This window comes from Thermophilibacter mediterraneus (assembly GCF_900119385.1).
Taxonomy (GTDB): domain Bacteria; phylum Actinomycetota; class Coriobacteriia; order Coriobacteriales; family Atopobiaceae; genus Thermophilibacter; species Thermophilibacter mediterraneus.
The window spans coordinates 793560-812258 of record NZ_FPKO01000009.1 but is presented as its reverse complement, the minus strand read 5'-3'; the positions used below and the strand labels follow the sequence as shown (position 1 = coordinate 812258).

At 63.9% G+C, this 18699-nt stretch carries 16 protein-coding genes; 8 read left to right on the top strand and 8 right to left on the bottom strand.

What is annotated here, in order from left to right:
- A complete protein-coding gene (locus tag BQ7106_RS08640) occupies nucleotides 1-921 on the bottom strand; it encodes an ABC transporter ATP-binding protein (protein WP_072374302.1) in 921 nt (306 codons plus the stop codon).
- Complete coding sequence (locus BQ7106_RS08635; protein ID WP_072374299.1) at nucleotides 918-1547, bottom strand: TetR/AcrR family transcriptional regulator; 630 nt, start codon at nucleotides 1545-1547, stop codon at nucleotides 918-920. Before BQ7106_RS08635 ends, BQ7106_RS08640 begins: the two co-directional genes overlap by 4 nt.
- A gap of 266 nt (nucleotides 1548-1813) precedes the next feature.
- On the opposite strand from BQ7106_RS08635, the gene BQ7106_RS08630 reads away from it, so the two are divergent.
- From BQ7106_RS08630 to BQ7106_RS08620, 3 genes are all read left to right on the top strand, one after another.
- A complete protein-coding gene (locus tag BQ7106_RS08630; RefSeq protein WP_083527046.1) occupies nucleotides 1814-3025 on the top strand; it encodes an ATP-binding protein in 1212 nt (403 codons plus the stop codon).
- Between the two features lie 166 nt (nucleotides 3026-3191).
- The gene (locus BQ7106_RS08625; RefSeq protein ID WP_072374296.1) at nucleotides 3192-3806 is read left to right on the top strand and encodes a TetR-like C-terminal domain-containing protein; all 615 of its coding nucleotides are present in this window, start codon (nucleotides 3192-3194) and stop codon (nucleotides 3804-3806) included.
- Nucleotides 3807-3978: 172 nt separating this feature from the next.
- Nucleotides 3979-5874, top strand: coding sequence for an oleate hydratase (locus BQ7106_RS08620; RefSeq protein WP_072374293.1), 1896 nt, complete (start codon nucleotides 3979-3981; stop codon nucleotides 5872-5874).
- 204 nt (nucleotides 5875-6078) lie between these two features.
- Here the strand turns inward: BQ7106_RS08620 and BQ7106_RS08615 are convergent, their stop codons facing one another.
- Nucleotides 6079-6444 (bottom strand): hypothetical protein, encoded by a 366-nt coding sequence (locus BQ7106_RS08615; RefSeq protein WP_072374289.1) that lies wholly within the window; start codon nucleotides 6442-6444, stop codon nucleotides 6079-6081.
- 170 nt (nucleotides 6445-6614) lie between these two features.
- Here BQ7106_RS08615 and istA point away from each other — a divergent pair, with 170 nt between their 5' ends.
- Genes istA through istB form a run of 3 tightly spaced genes read left to right on the top strand, consistent with a single transcriptional unit; the run spans nucleotide 6615 to nucleotide 8820 of the window.
- Entirely contained in the window at nucleotides 6615-7931 is a 1317-nt protein-coding gene (gene istA / locus BQ7106_RS08610; protein ID WP_240307491.1) for an IS21 family transposase, read from the top strand.
- Nucleotides 7932-7940: 9 nt separating this feature from the next.
- Complete coding sequence (locus BQ7106_RS11025; protein ID WP_159431279.1) at nucleotides 7941-8078, top strand: hypothetical protein; 138 nt, start codon at nucleotides 7941-7943, stop codon at nucleotides 8076-8078.
- A 1-nt stretch (nucleotide 8079) separates the two neighbouring features.
- Complete coding sequence (gene istB, locus BQ7106_RS08605; RefSeq protein ID WP_240307468.1) at nucleotides 8080-8820, top strand: IS21-like element helper ATPase IstB; 741 nt, start codon at nucleotides 8080-8082, stop codon at nucleotides 8818-8820.
- Between the two features lie 732 nt (nucleotides 8821-9552).
- Here the strand turns inward: istB and BQ7106_RS08600 are convergent.
- Nucleotides 9553-10758 carry an ATP-binding protein gene (locus BQ7106_RS08600; protein WP_072374286.1) on the bottom strand — a complete coding sequence of 402 codons (1206 nt, stop codon included), beginning with the start codon at nucleotides 10756-10758 and terminating at the stop codon, nucleotides 9553-9555.
- Nucleotides 10759-10916: 158 nt separating this feature from the next.
- Here BQ7106_RS08600 and BQ7106_RS11365 point away from each other — a divergent pair, with 158 nt between their 5' ends.
- The gene (locus BQ7106_RS11365; protein WP_275886721.1) at nucleotides 10917-11042 is read left to right on the top strand and encodes a hypothetical protein; all 126 of its coding nucleotides are present in this window, start codon (nucleotides 10917-10919) and stop codon (nucleotides 11040-11042) included.
- Between the two features lie 371 nt (nucleotides 11043-11413).
- Here BQ7106_RS11365 and BQ7106_RS08595 read toward each other — a convergent pair whose 3' ends face one another.
- The 3 genes from BQ7106_RS08595 to guaA all read right to left on the bottom strand — a co-directional run bounded on the left by BQ7106_RS08595 (nucleotide 11414) and on the right by guaA (nucleotide 15762).
- Nucleotides 11414-11935 carry a nitroreductase gene (locus BQ7106_RS08595; RefSeq protein WP_072374283.1) on the bottom strand — a complete coding sequence of 174 codons (522 nt, stop codon included), beginning with the start codon at nucleotides 11933-11935 and terminating at the stop codon, nucleotides 11414-11416.
- A gap of 865 nt (nucleotides 11936-12800) precedes the next feature.
- A complete protein-coding gene (locus BQ7106_RS08590; protein ID WP_072374280.1) occupies nucleotides 12801-14069 on the bottom strand; it encodes an ATP-binding protein in 1269 nt (422 codons plus the stop codon).
- A gap of 103 nt (nucleotides 14070-14172) precedes the next feature.
- Nucleotides 14173-15762, bottom strand: a complete 1590-nt coding sequence (gene guaA / locus BQ7106_RS08585; protein ID WP_072374277.1) for a glutamine-hydrolyzing GMP synthase — start codon at nucleotides 15760-15762, stop codon at nucleotides 14173-14175.
- 211 nt (nucleotides 15763-15973) lie between these two features.
- Here guaA and BQ7106_RS08580 point away from each other — a divergent pair, with 211 nt between their 5' ends.
- The gene (locus tag BQ7106_RS08580; protein ID WP_072374274.1) at nucleotides 15974-17482 is read left to right on the top strand and encodes an LCP family protein; all 1509 of its coding nucleotides are present in this window, start codon (nucleotides 15974-15976) and stop codon (nucleotides 17480-17482) included.
- Between the two features lie 119 nt (nucleotides 17483-17601).
- Here BQ7106_RS08580 and ychF read toward each other — a convergent pair whose 3' ends face one another.
- Nucleotides 17602-18678, bottom strand: coding sequence for a redox-regulated ATPase YchF (gene ychF / locus BQ7106_RS08575; RefSeq protein WP_072374270.1), 1077 nt, complete (start codon nucleotides 18676-18678; stop codon nucleotides 17602-17604).
- Nucleotides 18679-18699 lie beyond the last annotated feature (21 nt).

Below are 18699 nucleotides of genomic sequence, written 5' to 3'. Positions count from 1 at the left end.
CTAGCTTTGCCACGAGGGCTCAGCGCCCTCGTACAGGTGAAGGAACAGCTCCTCGAGAGTCTGTTCGCGGGACGTGACCGAGGCAACGTCGTAGAGGGAAAGCTCGCGGATGAGAGCGTTCACGTCGCGCACGTCGCTGAGCTCGACGCCGCGGGCATCCCCCTCCGCTGGCTCGGCGCCGTGGGCGTGCTCCCAGCGCGAGCGCTCCCGCGCGCTCGAGAACTCGACCGTATAGCCGCGGCCCCGCATCGAGCGCGCCTCGTCCATGGTGCAAGTCATGACAACACGTCCCGCGCGGATGAACGCCACTCGGTCGCACGCGCGCCCGATCTCCTCGAAGATGTGCGAGGAGAGAAGGACGGCGGCGCCGCGCGCCCGCTCCTCAGCAACGAGGTCGAGGAAGCGTTCCTGCATGAGCGGATCGAGACCACTCGTCGGCTCGTCAAGCAGGAGCACGTCCGGACGGGCCATGAACGCCGCCACAATCGCGACCTTCTGCCGATTGCCCTTGGACATCCCGCCGATCCGCGCGCCGAGGTCCAGACCGAAGGCGTCAGCGAGCTCCAGCATACGTGAGCGGTCGCGCATGCCCCGCATTCCCGCCATGAGGTCGAGGAAGGACCGCGCAGACATCTCCTGCATGCACGCGTTCTCCCCGGGCAGGTAGCCCAGACGAGCCTGCACCCATGGGCGATCCCGGAAGCAGTCGTGCCCGAGGACCTCAACAGTCCCCGACTGCGGCCTCACGAACCCCATGAGATTGCGCATCGTCACCGTCTTCCCAGCCCCGTTGGGACCGAGAAACCCAAGCACCTCGCCCGAGGCGACCGACAGGTCGGCGCCGAAGACGCCGCGACCTCGCCCATAGTCCTTCGTAAGCCCCCGCACGCTGATCGCGGCCCCCGCTTTGCCCGCTGTCATAGGTACTCCTCCCTGTACGTGGCCCTCTTGAGCCAGTCGAGCCAGACGAGAAACTCCGAGAGCATCTCCCCCATATCGAACGTCCCTCCGCCGCGCAGCCGCTCGTGCAGATAGCCGTCCCCGCACCACACGAGCATGCGCACCACCCGCATGGGGTCGACGTCCTCCCGGAAGCGCTCCCAGCGCACATGGCCCAGGTACGTCCCCACCATGATCGGCACGGCATCTGTCATGAAGGCGTCGAGCACCCCGGAGACGTCTTTGTGCCCGGGATAGAACGCGCGAACGAAGAAGCCCATGATGCGAGGGCTCAGCTCGACGAGGTCTGCCTTCCGAGTCGCGGCGTAGCGCATGATCTCGAAGAAGTCGTCAATCTGGTACCAGCGCTCGTCGACCACCGCGTCAGCCACGCGCCTGATGACCGCTGTGAGGACGTAGAGGTAGAGGTCCCTTTTGTTCTTGAAGTAGAAGAAGAGCTGACTCTTCGACACACCCGCGCGCCTCGCTATGTCCGCCGTGGACGCACGGGCGTAGTCCTCGTCGCCGAATACCTCGACCGCCGCGTCAACGACGGCGCTCCTGCGGTCCTCGGAAAGACTCTCGAAGCGCTCGAACCTGCCTGACATGGAGCCTCGCTTTCCCTGGGCTTTCGAGAACAAGGCTACCCCGTTGACCCGGATATGGAAGGGTACCTGAGCAGGTGAAAGCACGCGCGGCCTCATGAGCAACAATGACCGCTCGGTCAACACGATGCGCTGCGCGATTATGGGCGACACGCCACTTCCAGTTTGTTGGATAGATTTACCAATCTACAGATATTCGTCTAGATAAATGGATAGAATTAGGATGTTTCCTTAGCTTATCCATTTGGTTGGACAGATTGGACTCGCTCATGACAAACCAGCCAATCATCGTCCCACGCCCCCAGGCAACCGAATGGCTTCTCCGCTGGAAGGACCGTGACGTCATCAAAGTGGTGACCGGCCTGAGGCGCTGCGGTAAGTCAACCGCGCTCAAGCTGGCCCAGCGAGCCCTTGTCGAATCCGGCGTGAACGAGGAGTCAATCGTCTCGGTTGATCTTGAGCGCCTGGGCTTTGCCGCCCCCACCACGCCGCAGGAGCTCTACGATTACGCCGTCGCCCGCATCAGCTCCCCGAGTTGCTACGTGTTTATCGACGAGCCCCAGCGCGTCAAGGGCTTTGAGCGAGCAATCGACGCGCTGTACGCACGCGAAGACTGCGACGTCTACGTCACCGGATCGAACTCCGATCTGCTCTCGAGCGAGCTTGCCACGCTGCTTACCGGCCGTTATGTTGAGTTCCGACTCCTGCCGCTCTCGTTCGCGGAGTATCGTGGCGCCCGCGCCGCCTTTGCGGACGGCGCGGACGATACCGAGCTGCTCAACCGCTATCTCTCGCTGGGGGGCATGCCGTACGCCTCCCTACTGCCCACCGAGGACGTGTCCGAGTACCTTGACGGCGTGCTCAACACCGTCCTCGTCAAAGACGTGGCGACGCGGCACCCCCGCATCAGCATGCCCGTCCTGCGCGCGCTTCTCGCCTTTCTCGCCGATAACGTGGGAAATCGCTTCTCGCTCAAAACGGTCGCGGACACGCTGACGGCCAACGGCTCAAAAGTCTCCCCAACCACCGTCGGCGAGTATCTCAACGCGCTCATGGAGTGCTACCTCATCTTCAAGGCCGATCCCTACGATGCCAAGGGTCGGCGCCTGCGACAGCAGGGGGGCAAGTACTACCTCGGCGACCTTGGCTTCAGGCATCTGCTGCTCGGACGCGACGGCAGCGACCTCGGACATCGTGTGGAAAACGTCGTGTACCTAGAGCTGCTGCGGCGCTACCACACGGTGCGCGTAGGGCGCGTGGGAGATTTGGAGATCGACTTCGTTGCCGAGCGCGAGGGCAGGCCGCACTACTATCAGGTCGCGCTGTCCGTACTGGACGAGGCGACGCTGCGTCGCGAGCTGCGTCCGCTCGAGCTGCTGGGAGACTCCTACCCCAAGACGTTGCTCACCCTGGACCGCATCGGCACGACGGACCATAACGGCATTGAGCAGCGCAACCTCGTTGATTGGCTGCTGAACTAGGTTGGGAGGGCGCTCCTCGGCAGCAGCGCCTCAGCGTTCGTGCGAGACATGTACCAGAGCAGACCCGTGACGTGAGACGTGAGCGAAGTTGGGCGCCACCGTCGCTGTCCGCGAATCCCCCTCGTGCGCAAGGGTATACGAAGAGAAACGACCACCGGGAGGGCACATGTCAAGCAAGCTCACCAAGCGCGCGCTCGAGGAGTCGCTCAAGCGCCTCCTGCTCGTAAAGCCCCTGGGCAAGATCACCATCGCAGACATCACCGACGACTGCGGCATCAGCCGCATGACGTTCTACTATCACTTCCAGGACATCTACGACCTGGTCGAATGGGCGTGCGCTGAGGACGCCGCGCGGGCCATCGCCGGCAACAAGACCGCGGGCACCTGGCAGACCGGCCTTCTTGACACGTTTCTCGCCCTACGCGAGAACAAGCCCTTCATCACGAGCGTCTACCACGACATGAGCCGCGAGCAGGTGGAGCGGTTTCTCGTCCCCGTGGTGAGCGACCTGGTGAAGGACGTGGTGGACGAGCATGCGGCACGGAGGCACGTGCGCGAGCAGGACAGGGACTTCATCGCGCGCTTCTTCGCCCACGCGCTCATCGGGACGGTCCTGGACTGGATCGCCCGAGACATGCGCGACGACCCGCAGCAGCTGGTGCAGAGGGTCGCCACCATCTCGGATGGCGCCATCGAGACCGCGCTCGACCGGCTCGAGGTCCCCGGCGGCTACGTCGCCGGGAGCGAGGGCAGCGTGCCGGAGGGACCCGCCGCGCCGTAAGGGACGCGGCGCGGGCCTCGCCCGTTCTTCTCGCCCGTCTGTACAATCCGGCCACATTGATAAGAAACCTTACAGAAGCGCCGCCCTGCTCATGGTGTGCCCCCCGTCGAGGTCCCACCATGGAATCAGACGCATCGGACACGCCCGGTGCGCACGTAGGAAAGGTGCGGCCATGTACTACTCAAGCGGCAACTACGAAGCGTTCGCTCGCCCGAGGAAGCCCGCGGGCATCGAGCACAAGAGCGCCTACATCGTGGGCACGGGCTTGGCGGCGCTCTCCGCCGCGTGCTATCTCGTACGCGACGCCCAGATGCCAGGCAAGAACATTCACATCTTCGAGAAGGACGGCGTGCCCGGCGGCGCGTGCGACGGCCTCGACATCCCCGGCCTTGGCTACGTCATGCGCGGCGGCCGCGAGATGGACAACCACTTCGAGGTGATGTGGGACCTGTTCCGCTCCATCCCCTCCATCGAGACGCCTGGGGTGTCCGTCCTGGACGAGTACTACTGGCTCAACAAGGAGGATCCCAACTACTCGCTCTGCCGTGCGACGAAGAACCGCGGGCAGGACGCAGGGTGCGCCGGGAAGTTCGGCCTCTCGGACAAGGCGGCCATGGAGATCATGGAGCTCTTCTTCACGCCCGACGAGAAGCTCTACGACCGACCCATCACCGACTTCTTTGACGATGAGGTGCTCTCCTCCAACTTCTGGATGTACTGGCGCACCATGTTTGCGTTCGAGAACTGGCACTCCGCGCTCGAGATGAAGCTCTACATCAAGCGCTACATCCACCACATCGCCGGGCTGCCGGACTTCTCGGCCCTGCGCTTCACCAGGTACAACCAGTACGAGTCGATGATCTTGCCCCTCGTCGAGTACCTCAAGGCCGCGGGCGTTCAGTTCCACTTCAACACGAAGGTCGAGGACATCAGGTTCTCCATCGGAGGCGGCTCAGGCCCGGTACGCCCGCGCACCGGCACCGGCCAGGACACCATTCAGCGCATCCAGCAGGAGGCCCTTCCGCGCAACCCCCACAGCTCGCCCGCGAAGAAGGTCGCGACGCGCATCGTGCTGAGCCGGACGGCAGCAGGCGACGATGCGGGGACCGATGCGACCGCGGTCATTGACCTCACCGAGGACGACCTCGTCTTCATCACCAACGGCGGCTGCGTCGAAAACTCCACCATGGGGGCGCAGGACAGACCCGCCGCGTGGAGGCCCGAGCTCGCCCCCGGCGGCGGCTGGGACATGTGGCGCCGCATTGCGGCACAGGACCCCAGCTTCGGCCGTCCCGACACCTTCTGCGGCGACCCCGAGAAGACCAAGTGGATGAGCGCCACGGTCACGACCCTCGACGGGGAGATACCGCCCTACATCCAGGCGATCTGCAAGCGCGACCCCTTCACCGGCCACGTGGTCACCGGCGGCATCGTGACCTGCACCGACTCCAACTGGCTCATGAGCTGGACGCTCAACCGCCAGCAGCAGTTCCGCGACCAGCCCAAGAACGAACTGTGCGTCTGGGTGTACGGCCTCTTCCCCGACGAGCCCGGCAACTACGTGAAAAAGCCCATGCGCGACTGCACGGGCGAGGAGATCTGCCAGGAGTGGCTCTACCACATGGGCGTCCCGGAGGACCGCATCGCCGAGCTCGCCGCGAACCATGCCAACACGGTGCCCGTCATGATGCCCTACATCACGGCGTTCTTCATGCCGCGGGCGGCGGGCGACCGCCCCGACGTGGTGCCCGACGGCGCGGTCAACTTTGCCTTCATCGGCCAGTTCGCCGAGACGCCGCGCGACACCATCTTCACCACGGAGTACTCCATGCGCACGGGCATGGAGGCCGTCTACACGCTCTGCGACGTTGACCGCGGCGTGCCCGAGGTGTGGGGCAGCGTCTTTGACGTGCGCGACCTGCTCATGGCGAGCGTGAAGCTGCGTGACGGCAAGCCGATCACCGACATGAAGCTCGGACTGGTCGAGCGCTTTGCGCTCAAGGAGGCGCTCAAGAAGATCAAGGGGACGGACATCGAGAAAATCCTCAGGGAGTTCAAGGCAATCTAGCGTGCAAAGGGGACAGGCACTTTTGCACGCTCCCAGACACGGCCTTGTTTTCGCATCGATTGGCGAAAACAAGGCCGTTGTTTAGCCATTTTTGGAGAAAAACAGGCGGAACTCCACCCCTGCCTCGCAAGCGGAAAATGGACCCAACGCGCCCTCGTCTACGTGGCACGAGACCGCAAGCACGGCTTCTTTTTATCGCTCTCGCTACGAACGCGTCATGCCCATGGCGCGATAGGGATCCTCGAAGCCAAGCCCCTTGCGATCACGACGGCGATACCACGTCGCATAGGTATTCCAGTCAGGTGCGAGAACATGGTTGCAGAGCAGAATCCACAGAGGAATGAACGGAATGAAGAGCAGCCCGGCAAACGAGAGCCAAACGATAACCCTAAGCTCCGCATCCATGGAAAGCGGAAGCGCCAGGACAACAACTAGGGCCAGCGCGGCAACCATCGCATAGGCGATCATCCCGCGAATCTGCAGCCTCTTCGCCTTTTCATAACCAGAGAGAATGCGTCCGAGCAGCTGGGCGTGGCCACGTCCGAAGGCCTGAAGCGCATAGGCCAGCATCTCGTGTCTGAGATAGCCTATAAATGGCCGGATTCACAGGGGCTCTGCCCCGGAATCACGGCGGGGAATTCCCCAGTTTGTTAGTGACGGCATGCCGAACAACCTAGAGACGACCTACCCTCGAGTCGTTGGGGTCCAAGCCAGCGATGAGGAGAGGGGTCGTGGAGAGGATGCTGGACATGCCGCAAATCGATGATATACGAAGGCTGTGGTCGGAGGGGTACTGCATATCCGAGATAGCCCGTAGGACGGGGCACGACAGGAAGACGGTCAGAAAGTTCCTCGACGAGGTCGACTTCTCGCCCGAGCCTCCCGCCGGCGTCGTCCCGGGGCCGTCGAAGCTGGATCCGTACAAGCCGACGATCGACTCCATACTGGAGGCCGACAGGCACGTCTGGAGGAAGCAGCGCCACACCGCGAGGAAGATCCTCGCCGAGCTCCGCCGCGCCGGCTACGACGGCGGGTACACCCTGGTCCAGAAGTACGTCCACGACAGGAAGCTCGAGATGAGGGGCCGAGCCCCCGAGGGCTTCCTCGACCTCGAGTGGTCCCCCGGAACCGCGCAGGCCGACTTCGGCGAGGCCGACTTCGACACCGCGGACGGCAGGGAGCGGATGCTGTTCCTCGTGGTCTCGTTCCCGCACTCCAGCATGTCGTGGTTCCAGGTGTTCCGAGGGTGCACGTCGGAGTGCGTGTGTCAGGGCCTCGCCGACGTCTTTCGCCACATAGGGGGAGTCCCTCCCGTCGTCGTGTTCGACAACGCGACCGGGGCGGGGCGCCGGGTCCTCGACGAGGTGAGGGAGGCCGAGCTCTTCCGCAGGTTCAGGCTCCACTACGGCTTCGAGGCGAGGTTCTGCAGCCCCGACGCGGGGCACGAGAAGGGTCACGTCGAGCGCAAGGTCGCCTTCGTGCGCTCCAACGTATTCGTCCCCGTCCCCCGCGTCGGCGACCTGCGGGAGTACGACGAGTCCCTCCTCGGGGTGGCAGACGGCTTCGGTGAGAGGGGACACTGGAGGAGGGACGGCACGTGGGGCGAGCTCTTCGAGTCGGACCGCGCCGCCCTCCGCCCCCTGCCCTCCAGGCCGTTCTCCTGCGTGACCTGGCTCGTGAGACCGTGCGACAAGTGGGGCGAGGTCACCGTGGGCACCCACTCCTACGGCGCCGGGCCCGAGCTCGCGGGCGCCGACGTCGCGGTCGGTCTCGGCGCCCACGAGGTGACGATCGTCAGCCAGGGGACGGGCGAGCTCGTCGCCAGGTACCGCAGGAGGTTCGGCGGGGGCGTCACGGTCGACGTCGACCCCGTGGCGGAGCTCGGGCTCCTTGGCCGGCGGCCTGGGGCCTGGCGCGAGTCCCGCGTGCGCTCGGCGCTGCCCGCCGGGGTGGTCGAGGACCTGGACGGGCTCGACAGGGCGTCGCTGTCGAGGTGCGTGACGATGCTCTCGGAGGTCGCCGGGGGGGGGGGGATCGGAGGCGCGGGCGAGTCGTAGCTCGAGCTCGTGAGGCGTGGCGGCGACTTCAGCCGCAGCGACCTCCGCGTCCTCTCCCTGAGGCTGCTCTCCGGCGTCTCCGGGCCCGACCCGGGACCGGACCTCTCCGAGTACGACCGCGCGTTCCTCGGGAAGGAGGCGGTGTAGCGTGGCGGACTCCGCCTCGGACGCCAGGCTCAGGGCCTGCGGGAGGGCCGTGATGCTCTCCAACCACACCATGGGCGACGTCGTGGAGAACTGCTCGGACGTCGAGAAGGGGGCGATCTCCAGGATGCTGGAGGCCGAGCTCGCCTTCCGCGACTCGAACAGGAGGAGGCGCCTGCTCAAGCGCGCGAACTTCCCGGTCCCGAAGACCTTCGAGGGGTACGACTGGTCGGCGGTGAGGCTGCCGCCCAGGCTGTCCCGGGAGGACGTGACGACGTGCGCGTTCGTGAGGAAGGCTCAGAACCTCGTCCTGTTCGGCCCGGTCGGGACCGGGAAGACGCACATGCTCGTCGCGATGGGGACGGTCGCGTGCTCCATGGGAATGAGGGTGCGCTACTTCACGACGACGGAGCTGGTGACGCTCCTCTCGGAGGCGAAGAGGGACGGCACGGCGAGAAAGCTCATGAGGTCCCTGGAGAGGACCGACCTGATCCTGCTCGACGAGTTCGGCTACGTCCCGGTCGACCGGGACGGCGCGCGCCTCCTCTTCCAGGTGATCGACGCGAGCTACGAGAGGCGGTCGCTGGCCATAACGACCAACGTGGACTTCTCCAGGTGGGGAGCGGTGCTGACCGACGACCAGATGGCAGCCGCGATCATCGACCGGGTCGCGCACCACGGGCAGCTCGTCGTCTTCGAGGGCGAAAGCTACAGGCTCCGACACGCACTGATGCGGTCGTCGTAGCGGAATCGTGAAGCTGGGGATTTCCCCGTCGTGAAGGTGTCCCGGACGGATTGTGAATCAGGGCAAATTATCGTTGACACAGACAAGCATCTCGTTTCGCTCCGCAACCGAGGCGGCAACCCCCGCCGCAGTCGCAGCCTCTGAAAAGCCGTCGGGCGTGCGCATCGGGGCCTCGGACGCCCACTCGTAGAAATCGTGGTCCATGGCCCCCTCCAAAACGTGAGGTGCCGACACTCGCCAGCGGTGATCAGACGAATCCATTTTATCATCTGCCCAGCTCGGCCTTCTGCCGCAGGAACGGGGCCGAAGGAGCGCCTGAGGAAGCGCTCGCCCCGCGGCGCCCCAGCATCGAGCCCCATGATTGCCTGCATGAGGCACGACGTGCCGCACCGAAAAATACCGGCGGACGCATCGATCGCGACGCCATAGTGGCCGAGGGAGCAAATCCGCTCGAGCTAGTCCAACCGCCCAAACAAACGCATGCCAGCCCCAGCCTCTCGACCGGGACCGGCATAGCAAATATCGCGTTTATCAGGGCATTATTGTCAAAATGATGATTTATACCCCCCCATAGCTTCCTAATTATCTATTCCCACTCAGTAATTGTCGGCGCAGGTGAGAGGGCCGCTTCATCTTCTGCTTCGCCGTTTACCACCATACTTACCCTATTCCACATGCACTCAAGATGGATTCACGCCCCTTGCGAATCATGGCGCAGGAGCCCCCCCGATATTAGAATCCCTGTTCCCCGATGAGCCAACGGGCCAGATCGAGCACCCTGATGCCGTCAATCGTGTAGTCGTCGTGTCGTGTCCTCGCGATAAGAACCTTGGGGTAGGCATCTCGTATCGCACGCAGAGGAGCGAGCTCGCGCTCGAGCGTCTCGGGTGCGTCTACGTTATCGCTCACCTGAATGTAGACCTGCTCCGACCCTCGCTTGACGACGAAGTCGACCTCCTTCTGGTAGAGCTTTCCCACGTAGGTCTCGTATCCGCGGCGAATGAGCTCCAAGAACACCGAGTTCTCGTACATGCGGCCCCAATCCATGTTGCGCGTGCCGAGCACCGCGTAGCGCATACCCGTGTCGCACACGTAGTGCTTCGCCTGCGTGCTCAGGTACTTCTTGCCCTTGATGTCATAACGCTTGGCCTCGTAGAAGACGAAGGCGTCCCTCAGGTGCGAGATGTAGCGCCCAACCGTGACGTGGTTGGTCGACACTTTGTTTGCGTCGAGGGTGTTGGCGATGCTGTTCGGCGAGTTGAGGTTTCCGGTGTTGTCCATCATGTACTCGGCGAGCCGCTCGAGCACCAGCGTGTCGGGCAGACGGAACTTCTGTACGAGATCTCGCGTGAGGATGGTCCTGTAGACGTCCCTGATGTAGCCGTATGACTCTGCCATGTCACGATACTCATAGGATCCAGCGAGGCCCCCGCGCTCGATGTAGCGGTCCAGCTCTTCGTCGATGGCCCCCTGTTCGCCGAAGTATGCGCGGAACTCGCCGAAGCTGAACGGCAGCACGTGGATCTCGCGGTGCCTGCCGGTGAAGAGCGTGGCAAGGTCGGAACTCAGAAGGAACGCGTTCGACCCGGTGAGGTAGATGTCCCACCCTCCCCGGGCATGAATGCTGTTGATTGCCCTCTCGAAGCCCTCGCACCGTTGCACCTCATCGATGAATAGACGGTTTCGCACACCATCCTTGTGGGATTTGGCAATCCTGTCGTGCAGAGCGTGATATTCGAGGAGCTCTTCGTTGTCGAGGTCGAGCAGATCGATGTAGAGGCTGTTTGACAAGGGGTCCCGCTTCTTGAGCTCAGCGGAGAACGCCTTCATAAGCTCGGACTTGCCCGAGCGGCGAACGCCGGTTATGACCTTGATGTCGCCTGTCCCCTCCACGGAGCGGAGTCGCTCGAGGTACGATGCGCGCTCGACCCAAGGCATACGAGTTCCAATCACACCGGTTTCGAAACAACCATAATATTAAAGTTTCGAAACCGCTGACGCAACGTCTCGCACGATAGAGGCGGTCGACGAGGAGGGCAACTAATTGCAGCACCTCATCTACCGCACAGTGCCGCAATTCATAGTGCGGGACTGCGGTGGTAACCCTTGCAGCGGTGATGACCTCCGGCATCGGAGCGGGGCCCATCGTCTCGGCTCTCGTCGGGTCGAACTTCTCGGGATTGGACGGCGCCGCGCTGGCGAGCGCGTGCCTCGCATACTAGAGACGTCTATGCCGAAAGCAACATGGCAAGACCCATTATTTCCGCAGGTAGACCTGGCAATTGTCTTGCGAATACCACACGAAATCACAACAACGACATGAACGAAAAGACACGAGAAAAAACGAGGGGGACCGCTCTCGGCCTCCCTCGCGAAGAGCCTCAACTATTCCCACTCGCGATCAAATCGCTCCTTTCCATGGCCTCTCGTCCACATGATGTAACGGTCGTCTCCCCATTCTCACCGGAATCAGGTGATTTCAGGGCACCCAAGTTGAACTCAAAAATGAACTCAACACCTCTATCGGTCGGCGGCTTCCGAGCAGCTTGCATCCCCCGAGGAGGGCAGGCGCCTCCGGCATGACCGATACCTGCTAGATGCGCACGATATAACCGTCCTTGCGCGGGGCGGCCGCGCCCTCGGGTCCCGCGGCGTATCCCAAGGCGATCGCACCCACGCCGCGCAGCGTCTCGGGCAGGCCCCACTCCCTGAGGAGCGCCTTGCCCTCAGCGCCGTCGAAGATCTCGCGCTCGCGGTGGATCCAGCAGCTGGAGAGCCCCAGGGCGTGCGCCGCGAGCATGAGGTTCTCCAGCACGCAGGAGCCGTCCTCCACGAAGGTGCCGCGCCCGCCGTCGGCGAGCACGACCACGATGACCGGAGCGTCGTAGTACGGGTCGGTGTCCCTGCCCATGACGGCGGCGTTGAGCCGACGCAGGCGCTCGCGGGCCCCGGGGTCGGTCACCGCCACGATCACCGGAGACTGATGGCCGCCACCGGTGGGCGCGAAGGTGCCCGCCTCGAGCACAGCGTCGAGCAGGTCGGCGGGCACGGGATCTGCCTTGTAGGCGCGCACGCTGCGGCGCGTTTTGATGAGGTCGAGAAGATCGTTCGTCATGGCATGTCCCTTCTCTCGCTGGGGCCGTCGGTACAGAAAAGCCGCCCGTCTGCCAGAGGCAGGCGAGCGGCGAAAAGGTGACGGCATCCAGAAAAATCCGCTGAGATTTTCAAGGCTCATTATGGACCCGTTCCGCGTGATGTCAAGCGCGCTGCAAGCGATGCCGCGAGGCGGCTCGGCCGGTTCTCGCTCAAAGCCCGTTCGATGCTGGAACGCCTGCGCGCAGGTGCGGCGACTTAGTTCTTGACTTCATAACTTTCCATGAGCCAGCGCCATGGCGAGATGCTCCACAAGGTTTCTAATGTTAACAAGGCAATCTTGCGCCGTCTCGGCCCTAGGAGAACCTGAAGCAAGGTAGCGCTCCATCGCGCTGTTAACGTTGTCGAGTTCTGTTAAAGGGCTCCTCGGCACAACAAATCACCTCAACCTTAATTCCCGTCTATGTAACGCTACCATACCGGTCAGACAGAAGCACATCTTCATGGGCGGTCGGCATCAAGCTGCTGTTGGCCGGGAAGGTCACGTGAGCCCCCGGCCAACAGCAACTTGATGCGACCCATAATCTGCAATGTGCCCGCCAACGTGATATCATTGCTTTCCATAAAAAGCCAAAGGGATTTTTAGCGGTTGTGGGCGCCTGCGCCTTCGACCGCATTTTTCTTGCTGCATCCAGAAGCTCTTATCCACTCAGCCCTTCAGACCGAGTGGATAAGAGTGGGTCCGAGTAAACGAGGTTGGCTAAAGGCAGTCAACAAACAACCTGGCCATCATCAGAATAGAAAACCGCAGATCGGCCTCACGTCATGCGACTCAGTAAAGCGATTGGAGCGAGTAAGAGTAGGACAGAATAGGTGAGAGCGACTTCCTAGTAGTCTGCTCCCGCTGAAACGCTCACCCACGCCAACCCGAACGTCCGCCCCTTCCCAATCAGCTCCGTCACGTTCTCGTGCACGATGCCACTGCGATGCTGGATGGGGTCGCTGCGCGTGATGACGAACTTGGGCCAGTTGTCCCGTATCTGCTCGAGCGGGCGGTACTCGCGGTCCTCGGTCGAGCGGTCGTTCATGATGGTCATCGCCACCTGCACGTAGGCGTACTCCATCTCGGGCGAGCGCACGACGAAGTCGCACTCGAGCCTGCCGATGCGCCCCACGCTCACCTCGTAACCCAGGCTCCTCGCGTAGCAGTAGACGATGTTCTCCAGCACGGGCCCGTAGTTGATGCGGTTATCCGTGTTGAGCGCGAAGTAGAAGCTCAGGTCAGCGAGGTAGTACTTCTGCTCGCCCTTGAGCGACTTGCGTGACTTCATGTCGAAGCGTGCGCACTTGCTGATGATCTTGGCATCCTCGAGTATCTGAAGGTAGCGGTTGAGCGTCTCTCGCTTGATGCGGACGCCCTGCCGTTCGAGGTCGGACTGGATGTTCGTCAGCGAGGTCGTCGCACCGAAGTTGTTGATGACGTAGTCGCGCACCTGGTTGAAGACAGAGACGTTCTTCACCTTCACGCGCCTGCGGATATCCTTCTCGAAGATCTCCTTGATGACGGAGCTCACGTAGGCGCGCTTGTCCGCCATCTTGGGGTAGTCGAGCGCCTTGGGGAAGCCGCCCTCGAGGATGTAGCGGTCGAGCTCGGCCACGGGGTTGGGGTCGACCGCCTGCCCGAGGAAACGCCTCATCTCGCGGTACTCCTTGAAGCTGAGCGTCTGCACCTCGAACTCGACGTAACGCCCCGTCAGCTTGGTGGCGAGCTCACCGGAGAGCAGGTAGGAGTTCGAGCCGGTGATGAAGATGGAGAATCCTCCCTCGGCCCGGAACTCGTTCACCACCTCCTCGAAGCCCTCGACGTTCTGCACCTCGTCGATGAAGAGGTACTTCATGCCGTTAACCTTGAGCGCGGGCTCGATCAGCGCCTCGAGCTGGTCCGGCGTCTTCACCGAGCGGAAGCCGTACCGGTCGAGGTCGAGGTAGATGATGTGGTCCTCCCGCACCCCCGTGGCCCTGAGCTCCTCAGCAATGGTCTGCATGAGACACGACTTGCCGCACCGGCGGACCCCGGTGAGGACCTTGATCACGCCGTCGTCGTGGTAGAACCCGCGGATCTTCTCGAGGTAGTCCTCGCGCTCGAACAAACGCATACTAGCCCCAATCTCTCGACTGGAGCCAGTATAGCAAATATCGTGTTTATCGGGGTATTTCTAGCAGAGTTGACGATTTATACCCCCATAACTGCCGAATTTTCTATTCCCACTCGATCGTCGCCGGCGGCTTGGGCGTGACGTCGTACACCACGCGGTTCACGCCGGGAACCTCCGCCACGATCCTGCTCGAGATCTTCCCGATCACGTCGTAGGGCAGCTTCGCCCAGTCCGCTGTCATCGCATCGCTCGACTCAACCGCGCGCACGATCACGGGGCGCGCGTAGGTGCGCTCGTCGCCCATCACGCCCACGCTCTTGATGTCGGGCAGCACGGCGAAGTACTGCCAGCAACTGTGCTCGGAGTTGCGCTCGCCCGTAGCCTGGAACAGGCGCTCGTTGTAGGCGTCGAGCTCCTCGCGCACGATGGCGTCGGCGTCCTTGAGAATCGCCAGCTTCTCCGGCGTCACCTCGCCGATGATGCGGATGGCCAGACCCGGGCCCGGGAACGGCTGGCGGTACACCATGCTCGCCGGCAGCCCAAGCGCCACGCCCAGCTCGCGCACCTCGTCCTTGAAGAAGTGGTCGAGCGGCTCGATGAGGTCAAAGTGCACGCCCTCGGGGAACGGGATCAGGTTGTGGTGGCTCTTGATCGTGGCTGCCTTGCCGCCGGTCTTTCTCGCCCCGCTCTCGATGATGTCGGGGTAGATGGTGCCCTGGGCCAGCAGCTCCACGTCGCCGATCTTCTGGGCCTCGTCAAAGAAGACCTTCCAGAACTCGGTGCCGATGCGGCGACGCTTCTCCTCCGGGTCGGTCACACCGGCGAGAAGCTCGGCGTAGCGCTCCTCGGCATGGACGTGCACGAGCGGCACCTGGAACTGGCCGCGGAAGACCTCCTCCACCATCTCGGGCTCGCCCTTGCGGAGCATCCCGTGGTTCACGAACACGCACGTGAGCTGGTCGCCCACCGCACGGTGCACGAGCGCGGCAACCACGCTCGAGTCCACGCCGCCGGAGAGCGCCAGGATGACCTTCTTGTCACCAACCTGAGCGCGAATCTGGGCGACCAACTCGCCGATGATGTTATCCATCGTCCAGCTGGCCTCGAGGCCGCAGATGTCAAAGAGGAAGTTCCTGAGCAGCTGCTCGCCGTGCTCGGTGTGGCGAACCTCCGGGTGGAACTGCGTGGAGTAGAGCTTGCGAGAAGGACACTCCATGGACGCAACAGGGCACACGTCGGTGTGCGAGGTCACGACGAACCCCTCGGGGGCGCGGCTCACGGCGTCGCGGTGGCTCATCCACACCGTCTGCTGAAGCGGCGTGGCGTTGAACAGCGCAGACTCGGGAACGCGCTCGATCTTTGCCGGACCGTACTCGCCCACCTCGGAGTGGGCGACCTCGCCGCCCAGCGTGACGGCCATAATCTGATGGCCGTAGCAGAAGCCCAGGACGGGAACCCCCAGCTCGAGCACGCCCGGGTCGATCTTGGGGGCGTCCTCGGCATAGACGCTCGCGGGCCCGCCGGAGAGGATGATCGCTGAGGGGCCCATCGCAGCAAGCTCGTCGGCGGGGATGTCACACGGCACGATCTCTGAGTAGACGTGCAGGTCGCGCACGCGCCGCGCGATCAGCTGCCCGTACTGGGCGCCAAAGTCAAGAACCGCTACGAACTGCTTGGGTGTGGCCTCGCTCATATAACCTCCGGTCTTCTCGTCGACGCAGCTGCGCCCATGAACTCGTACCATTATTACATTTTCATAAGACGGGGACGGAACGTGCGCTCCTTCATGCTCCTTACACTTCCTTTTCGTATGATGCTGCAGCTACATACACGCTGCTCGCGGGGCATTGCGCCTCCCAACGACAGAGAGGTCCGACGTGGCCAGTAAAAAAACCCATAAACGCATGACAAGCGCTGAGCACGCGCGTCTCTCCGAGAGCCGCTACGGGGAGGGGAGCCACGCCCGCCAGGGCCGCTCCGCAGAGCCTCGCACGACCCGGCGAAGCGGCGCGTCGGACGCGGCGTCCCACCAGGCGCCCTCGCGCTCGGAGGGCATCGACGCCTATAAGCGGCGGCGCACGAAGAAGGGCGTCGGTCGCGCGCTGCGCATCGTCCTCGTCTCCGTCCTCGTCGTGCTCGCCGGCGCGGGAACCGCGCTCGGCCTGTGGCTCACCGACCTCAACAGCCGCCTCTCGGACGAGAGCATCGTCAACGACGACCTGCGCCGCCAGCTCGTCGCCGTGGAGCCCCAGCAGCCCTTCTACATGCTCCTGCTGGGCGTCGACAAGAGCGAGGGCCGCTCCGAGGAGTGGGGGTCCGACACCTCGAACTTCCGCGCCGACTCCATCATCCTCGCCCGCATCGACGCGCCCGCGCAGCGCGTCACGCTCGTCTCGATTCCACGCGACACGCTCGTCGACATGGGCGAGAACGGCGAGCGCAAGATCAACGACGCCTACGCCCTCGGCGGCGCCGCCTACATGACCGAGGTGGTCTCGGACTTCGCGGACGTCAGCATCTCCCACTACGCCGAGGTGGACTTCGAGCAGCTCACCTCGATCGTCGACACCATCGGCGGCATCGAGGTGACGCTGCCCGTCGAGATTCACGACAGCTATGCCAACATCGACCTCCCCGCGGGCACGCAGACGCTCGACGGCAGCCAGGCGCTCGGCCTGTGCCGCGCACGCCACGCCTACGACGAGTACGGCGGAGGCGACTTCTACCGCGCCGCCAACCAGCGCATGGTGATCGGCGCCATCGTCAAGAAGGTGCTGCAGCTCGACCTCGCCACCATGGCGACCACCGTCTCCGAGCTCGCCAACAGCGTCACGACCGACTTCAGCGTCACCGACATCCTCGGCCTCGTCGGGCAGTTCCGCGGGTTCGACACCGACAACAACATGTACTCGGGCCAGACCCCCACCAACTCCGAGTACATCAACAGCGTCTGGTACGAGATCCCCGACGACGCCGCCTGGGAGGAGATGATGGCGCGCGTCGACGCGGGAGAGTCCCCCTACTCCGACGCAAGCCAGGACTTCACCGCGGGCATCGCGGGCTCCATCGGCACCGGCTCCAACATCTCCGACAGCGAGGACGGCTCGGCGACGGGAGGCGTCGAGGCCTCCTTCACGGGCTCGGTGAGCGTCCTCAACGCCACGGGCGTCGCGGGCCTGGCCGGAGACACCGCCAACACCCTGACCGATGCCGGCTTCGAGGCCGCGGCGGGCAACGCCAACGAGACCGGCCTCACGGCCACCAAGATCTACTACAACGACGACTCCCTCGCCTCGGCGCTCGGCGTCGCCGAGACCCTCGGCGTGTCGAGCTCGAGCATCGAGAAGAACGACGGCTCGTACACCACCTCCTACGACGTCATCGTGGTCCTGGGCACGGACCAGACGAGCTAGCGACCCACCAGAGCGCGCAGAGCGACAACGTCACGGCCCCGGCGCCGCTCGCGAGGGTCCTTCGGGACATTCCTCCGCGAGCGACGCCGGGGCCGCGTTCTTGGCGTCTCGCGCGCGCCCTACACGTTGAAGCGGAAGTGCATGACGTCGCCGTCCTGGACCACGTAGTCCTTGCCCTCGATGCGGAGCTTCCCGGCGTTCTTGCAGCCGGCCTCTCCCCCGAGCTCGACGTAGTCCTCGTAGCTCGCAACCTCCGCCTTGATGAAGCCGCGCTCGAAGTCGGAGTGGATGACGCCCGCGGCCTCGGGGGCCTTCGCCCCGATGCGCACGGTCCAGGCCTTGACCTCCATCTCACCGGCGGTGAAGTAGCTCTGCAGGCCGAGCAGGCGGTATGCCGCCTGGGCGAGCGTCTCGAGGCCGCTCTTCTCGAGACCGAGGTCAGAGAGGTACTCGGCGGCCTCCTCCGGATCGAGCTCGGAGAGCTCGGCCTCGACCTTGGCGCAGATGGGGATCGGGGTGACGCCGTCGATGGGGTCGAGCGGCTCGCCGAGCTGGTCCTCGTCGACGTTGGCCACGTAGAGCAGCGGCTTCATGGTGAGGAGGAAGAGCCCCTTGGCCTCGGCGCGCTCCTCGTCGGTCATCTCCATGGTCGCGGCGCGCTTTCCGTCGTTGAGCCACGCGAGCAGCCGCCTTGCGACGTCCGCCCTGACCGCGAGCTCCTTGTCGCGCTTGGCGTCCTTCTCGAGCTTGGGAAGCTGCTTCTCGAGCGACTGGATGTCGGCGAGGATGAGCTCGGTCATGATCGTCTCGGCGTCGCCCGCCGGGTCCACGAACTCGCCCACGCGCCCGACCTCGCGCATGACGTTGGGGTCGCTGAAGTAGCGCACGACCTCGCAGATGGCATCGGTCTCGCGGATGTTGGCGAGGAACTGGTTTCCGAGGCCCTCGCCCTCGTTGGCGCCCTTCACCAGGCCCGCGATGTCAACGAACTCCACCGTGGCGGGAACGATCCGGCCCGGGTGGACGATCTCGGCGAGCTTCGCCAGCCGCTCGTCCGGCACGTCGACGATGCCCACGTTGGGGTCAATCGTCGCAAAGGGATAGTTGGCGGCAAGCCCGCCCTTGCGCGTGAGCGCAGTGAACAGGGTCGACTTGCCCACGTTGGGCAGTCCCACGATGCCAATGGAAAGCGACACGTTCTTCTCCTTACGTTGCTC

Excerpts from the sequence above, each read along its gene's own strand:
- BQ7106_RS08640 (WP_072374302.1), bottom strand. The coding sequence starts at position 921 with ATGACAGCGGGCAAAGCGGGGGCCGCGATCAGCGTGCGGGGGCTTACG.
- BQ7106_RS08635 (WP_072374299.1), bottom strand. The coding sequence starts at position 1,547 with ATGTCAGGCAGGTTCGAGCGCTTCGAGAGTCTTTCCGAGGACCGCAGG.
- BQ7106_RS08630 (WP_083527046.1), top strand. The coding sequence starts at position 1,814 with ATGACAAACCAGCCAATCATCGTCCCACGCCCCCAGGCAACCGAATGG.
- BQ7106_RS08625 (WP_072374296.1), top strand. The coding sequence starts at position 3,192 with ATGTCAAGCAAGCTCACCAAGCGCGCGCTCGAGGAGTCGCTCAAGCGC.
- BQ7106_RS08620 (WP_072374293.1), top strand. The coding sequence starts at position 3,979 with ATGTACTACTCAAGCGGCAACTACGAAGCGTTCGCTCGCCCGAGGAAG.
- BQ7106_RS08615 (WP_072374289.1), bottom strand. The coding sequence starts at position 6,444 with ATGCTGGCCTATGCGCTTCAGGCCTTCGGACGTGGCCACGCCCAGCTG.
- istA (WP_240307491.1), top strand. The coding sequence starts at position 6,615 with ATGCTGGACATGCCGCAAATCGATGATATACGAAGGCTGTGGTCGGAG.
- BQ7106_RS08600 (WP_072374286.1), bottom strand. The coding sequence starts at position 10,758 with ATGCCTTGGGTCGAGCGCGCATCGTACCTCGAGCGACTCCGCTCCGTG.
- BQ7106_RS08595 (WP_072374283.1), bottom strand. The coding sequence starts at position 11,935 with ATGACGAACGATCTTCTCGACCTCATCAAAACGCGCCGCAGCGTGCGC.
- BQ7106_RS08590 (WP_072374280.1), bottom strand. The coding sequence starts at position 14,069 with ATGCGTTTGTTCGAGCGCGAGGACTACCTCGAGAAGATCCGCGGGTTC.
- guaA (WP_072374277.1), bottom strand. The coding sequence starts at position 15,762 with ATGAGCGAGGCCACACCCAAGCAGTTCGTAGCGGTTCTTGACTTTGGC.
- BQ7106_RS08580 (WP_072374274.1), top strand. The coding sequence starts at position 15,974 with ATGACAAGCGCTGAGCACGCGCGTCTCTCCGAGAGCCGCTACGGGGAG.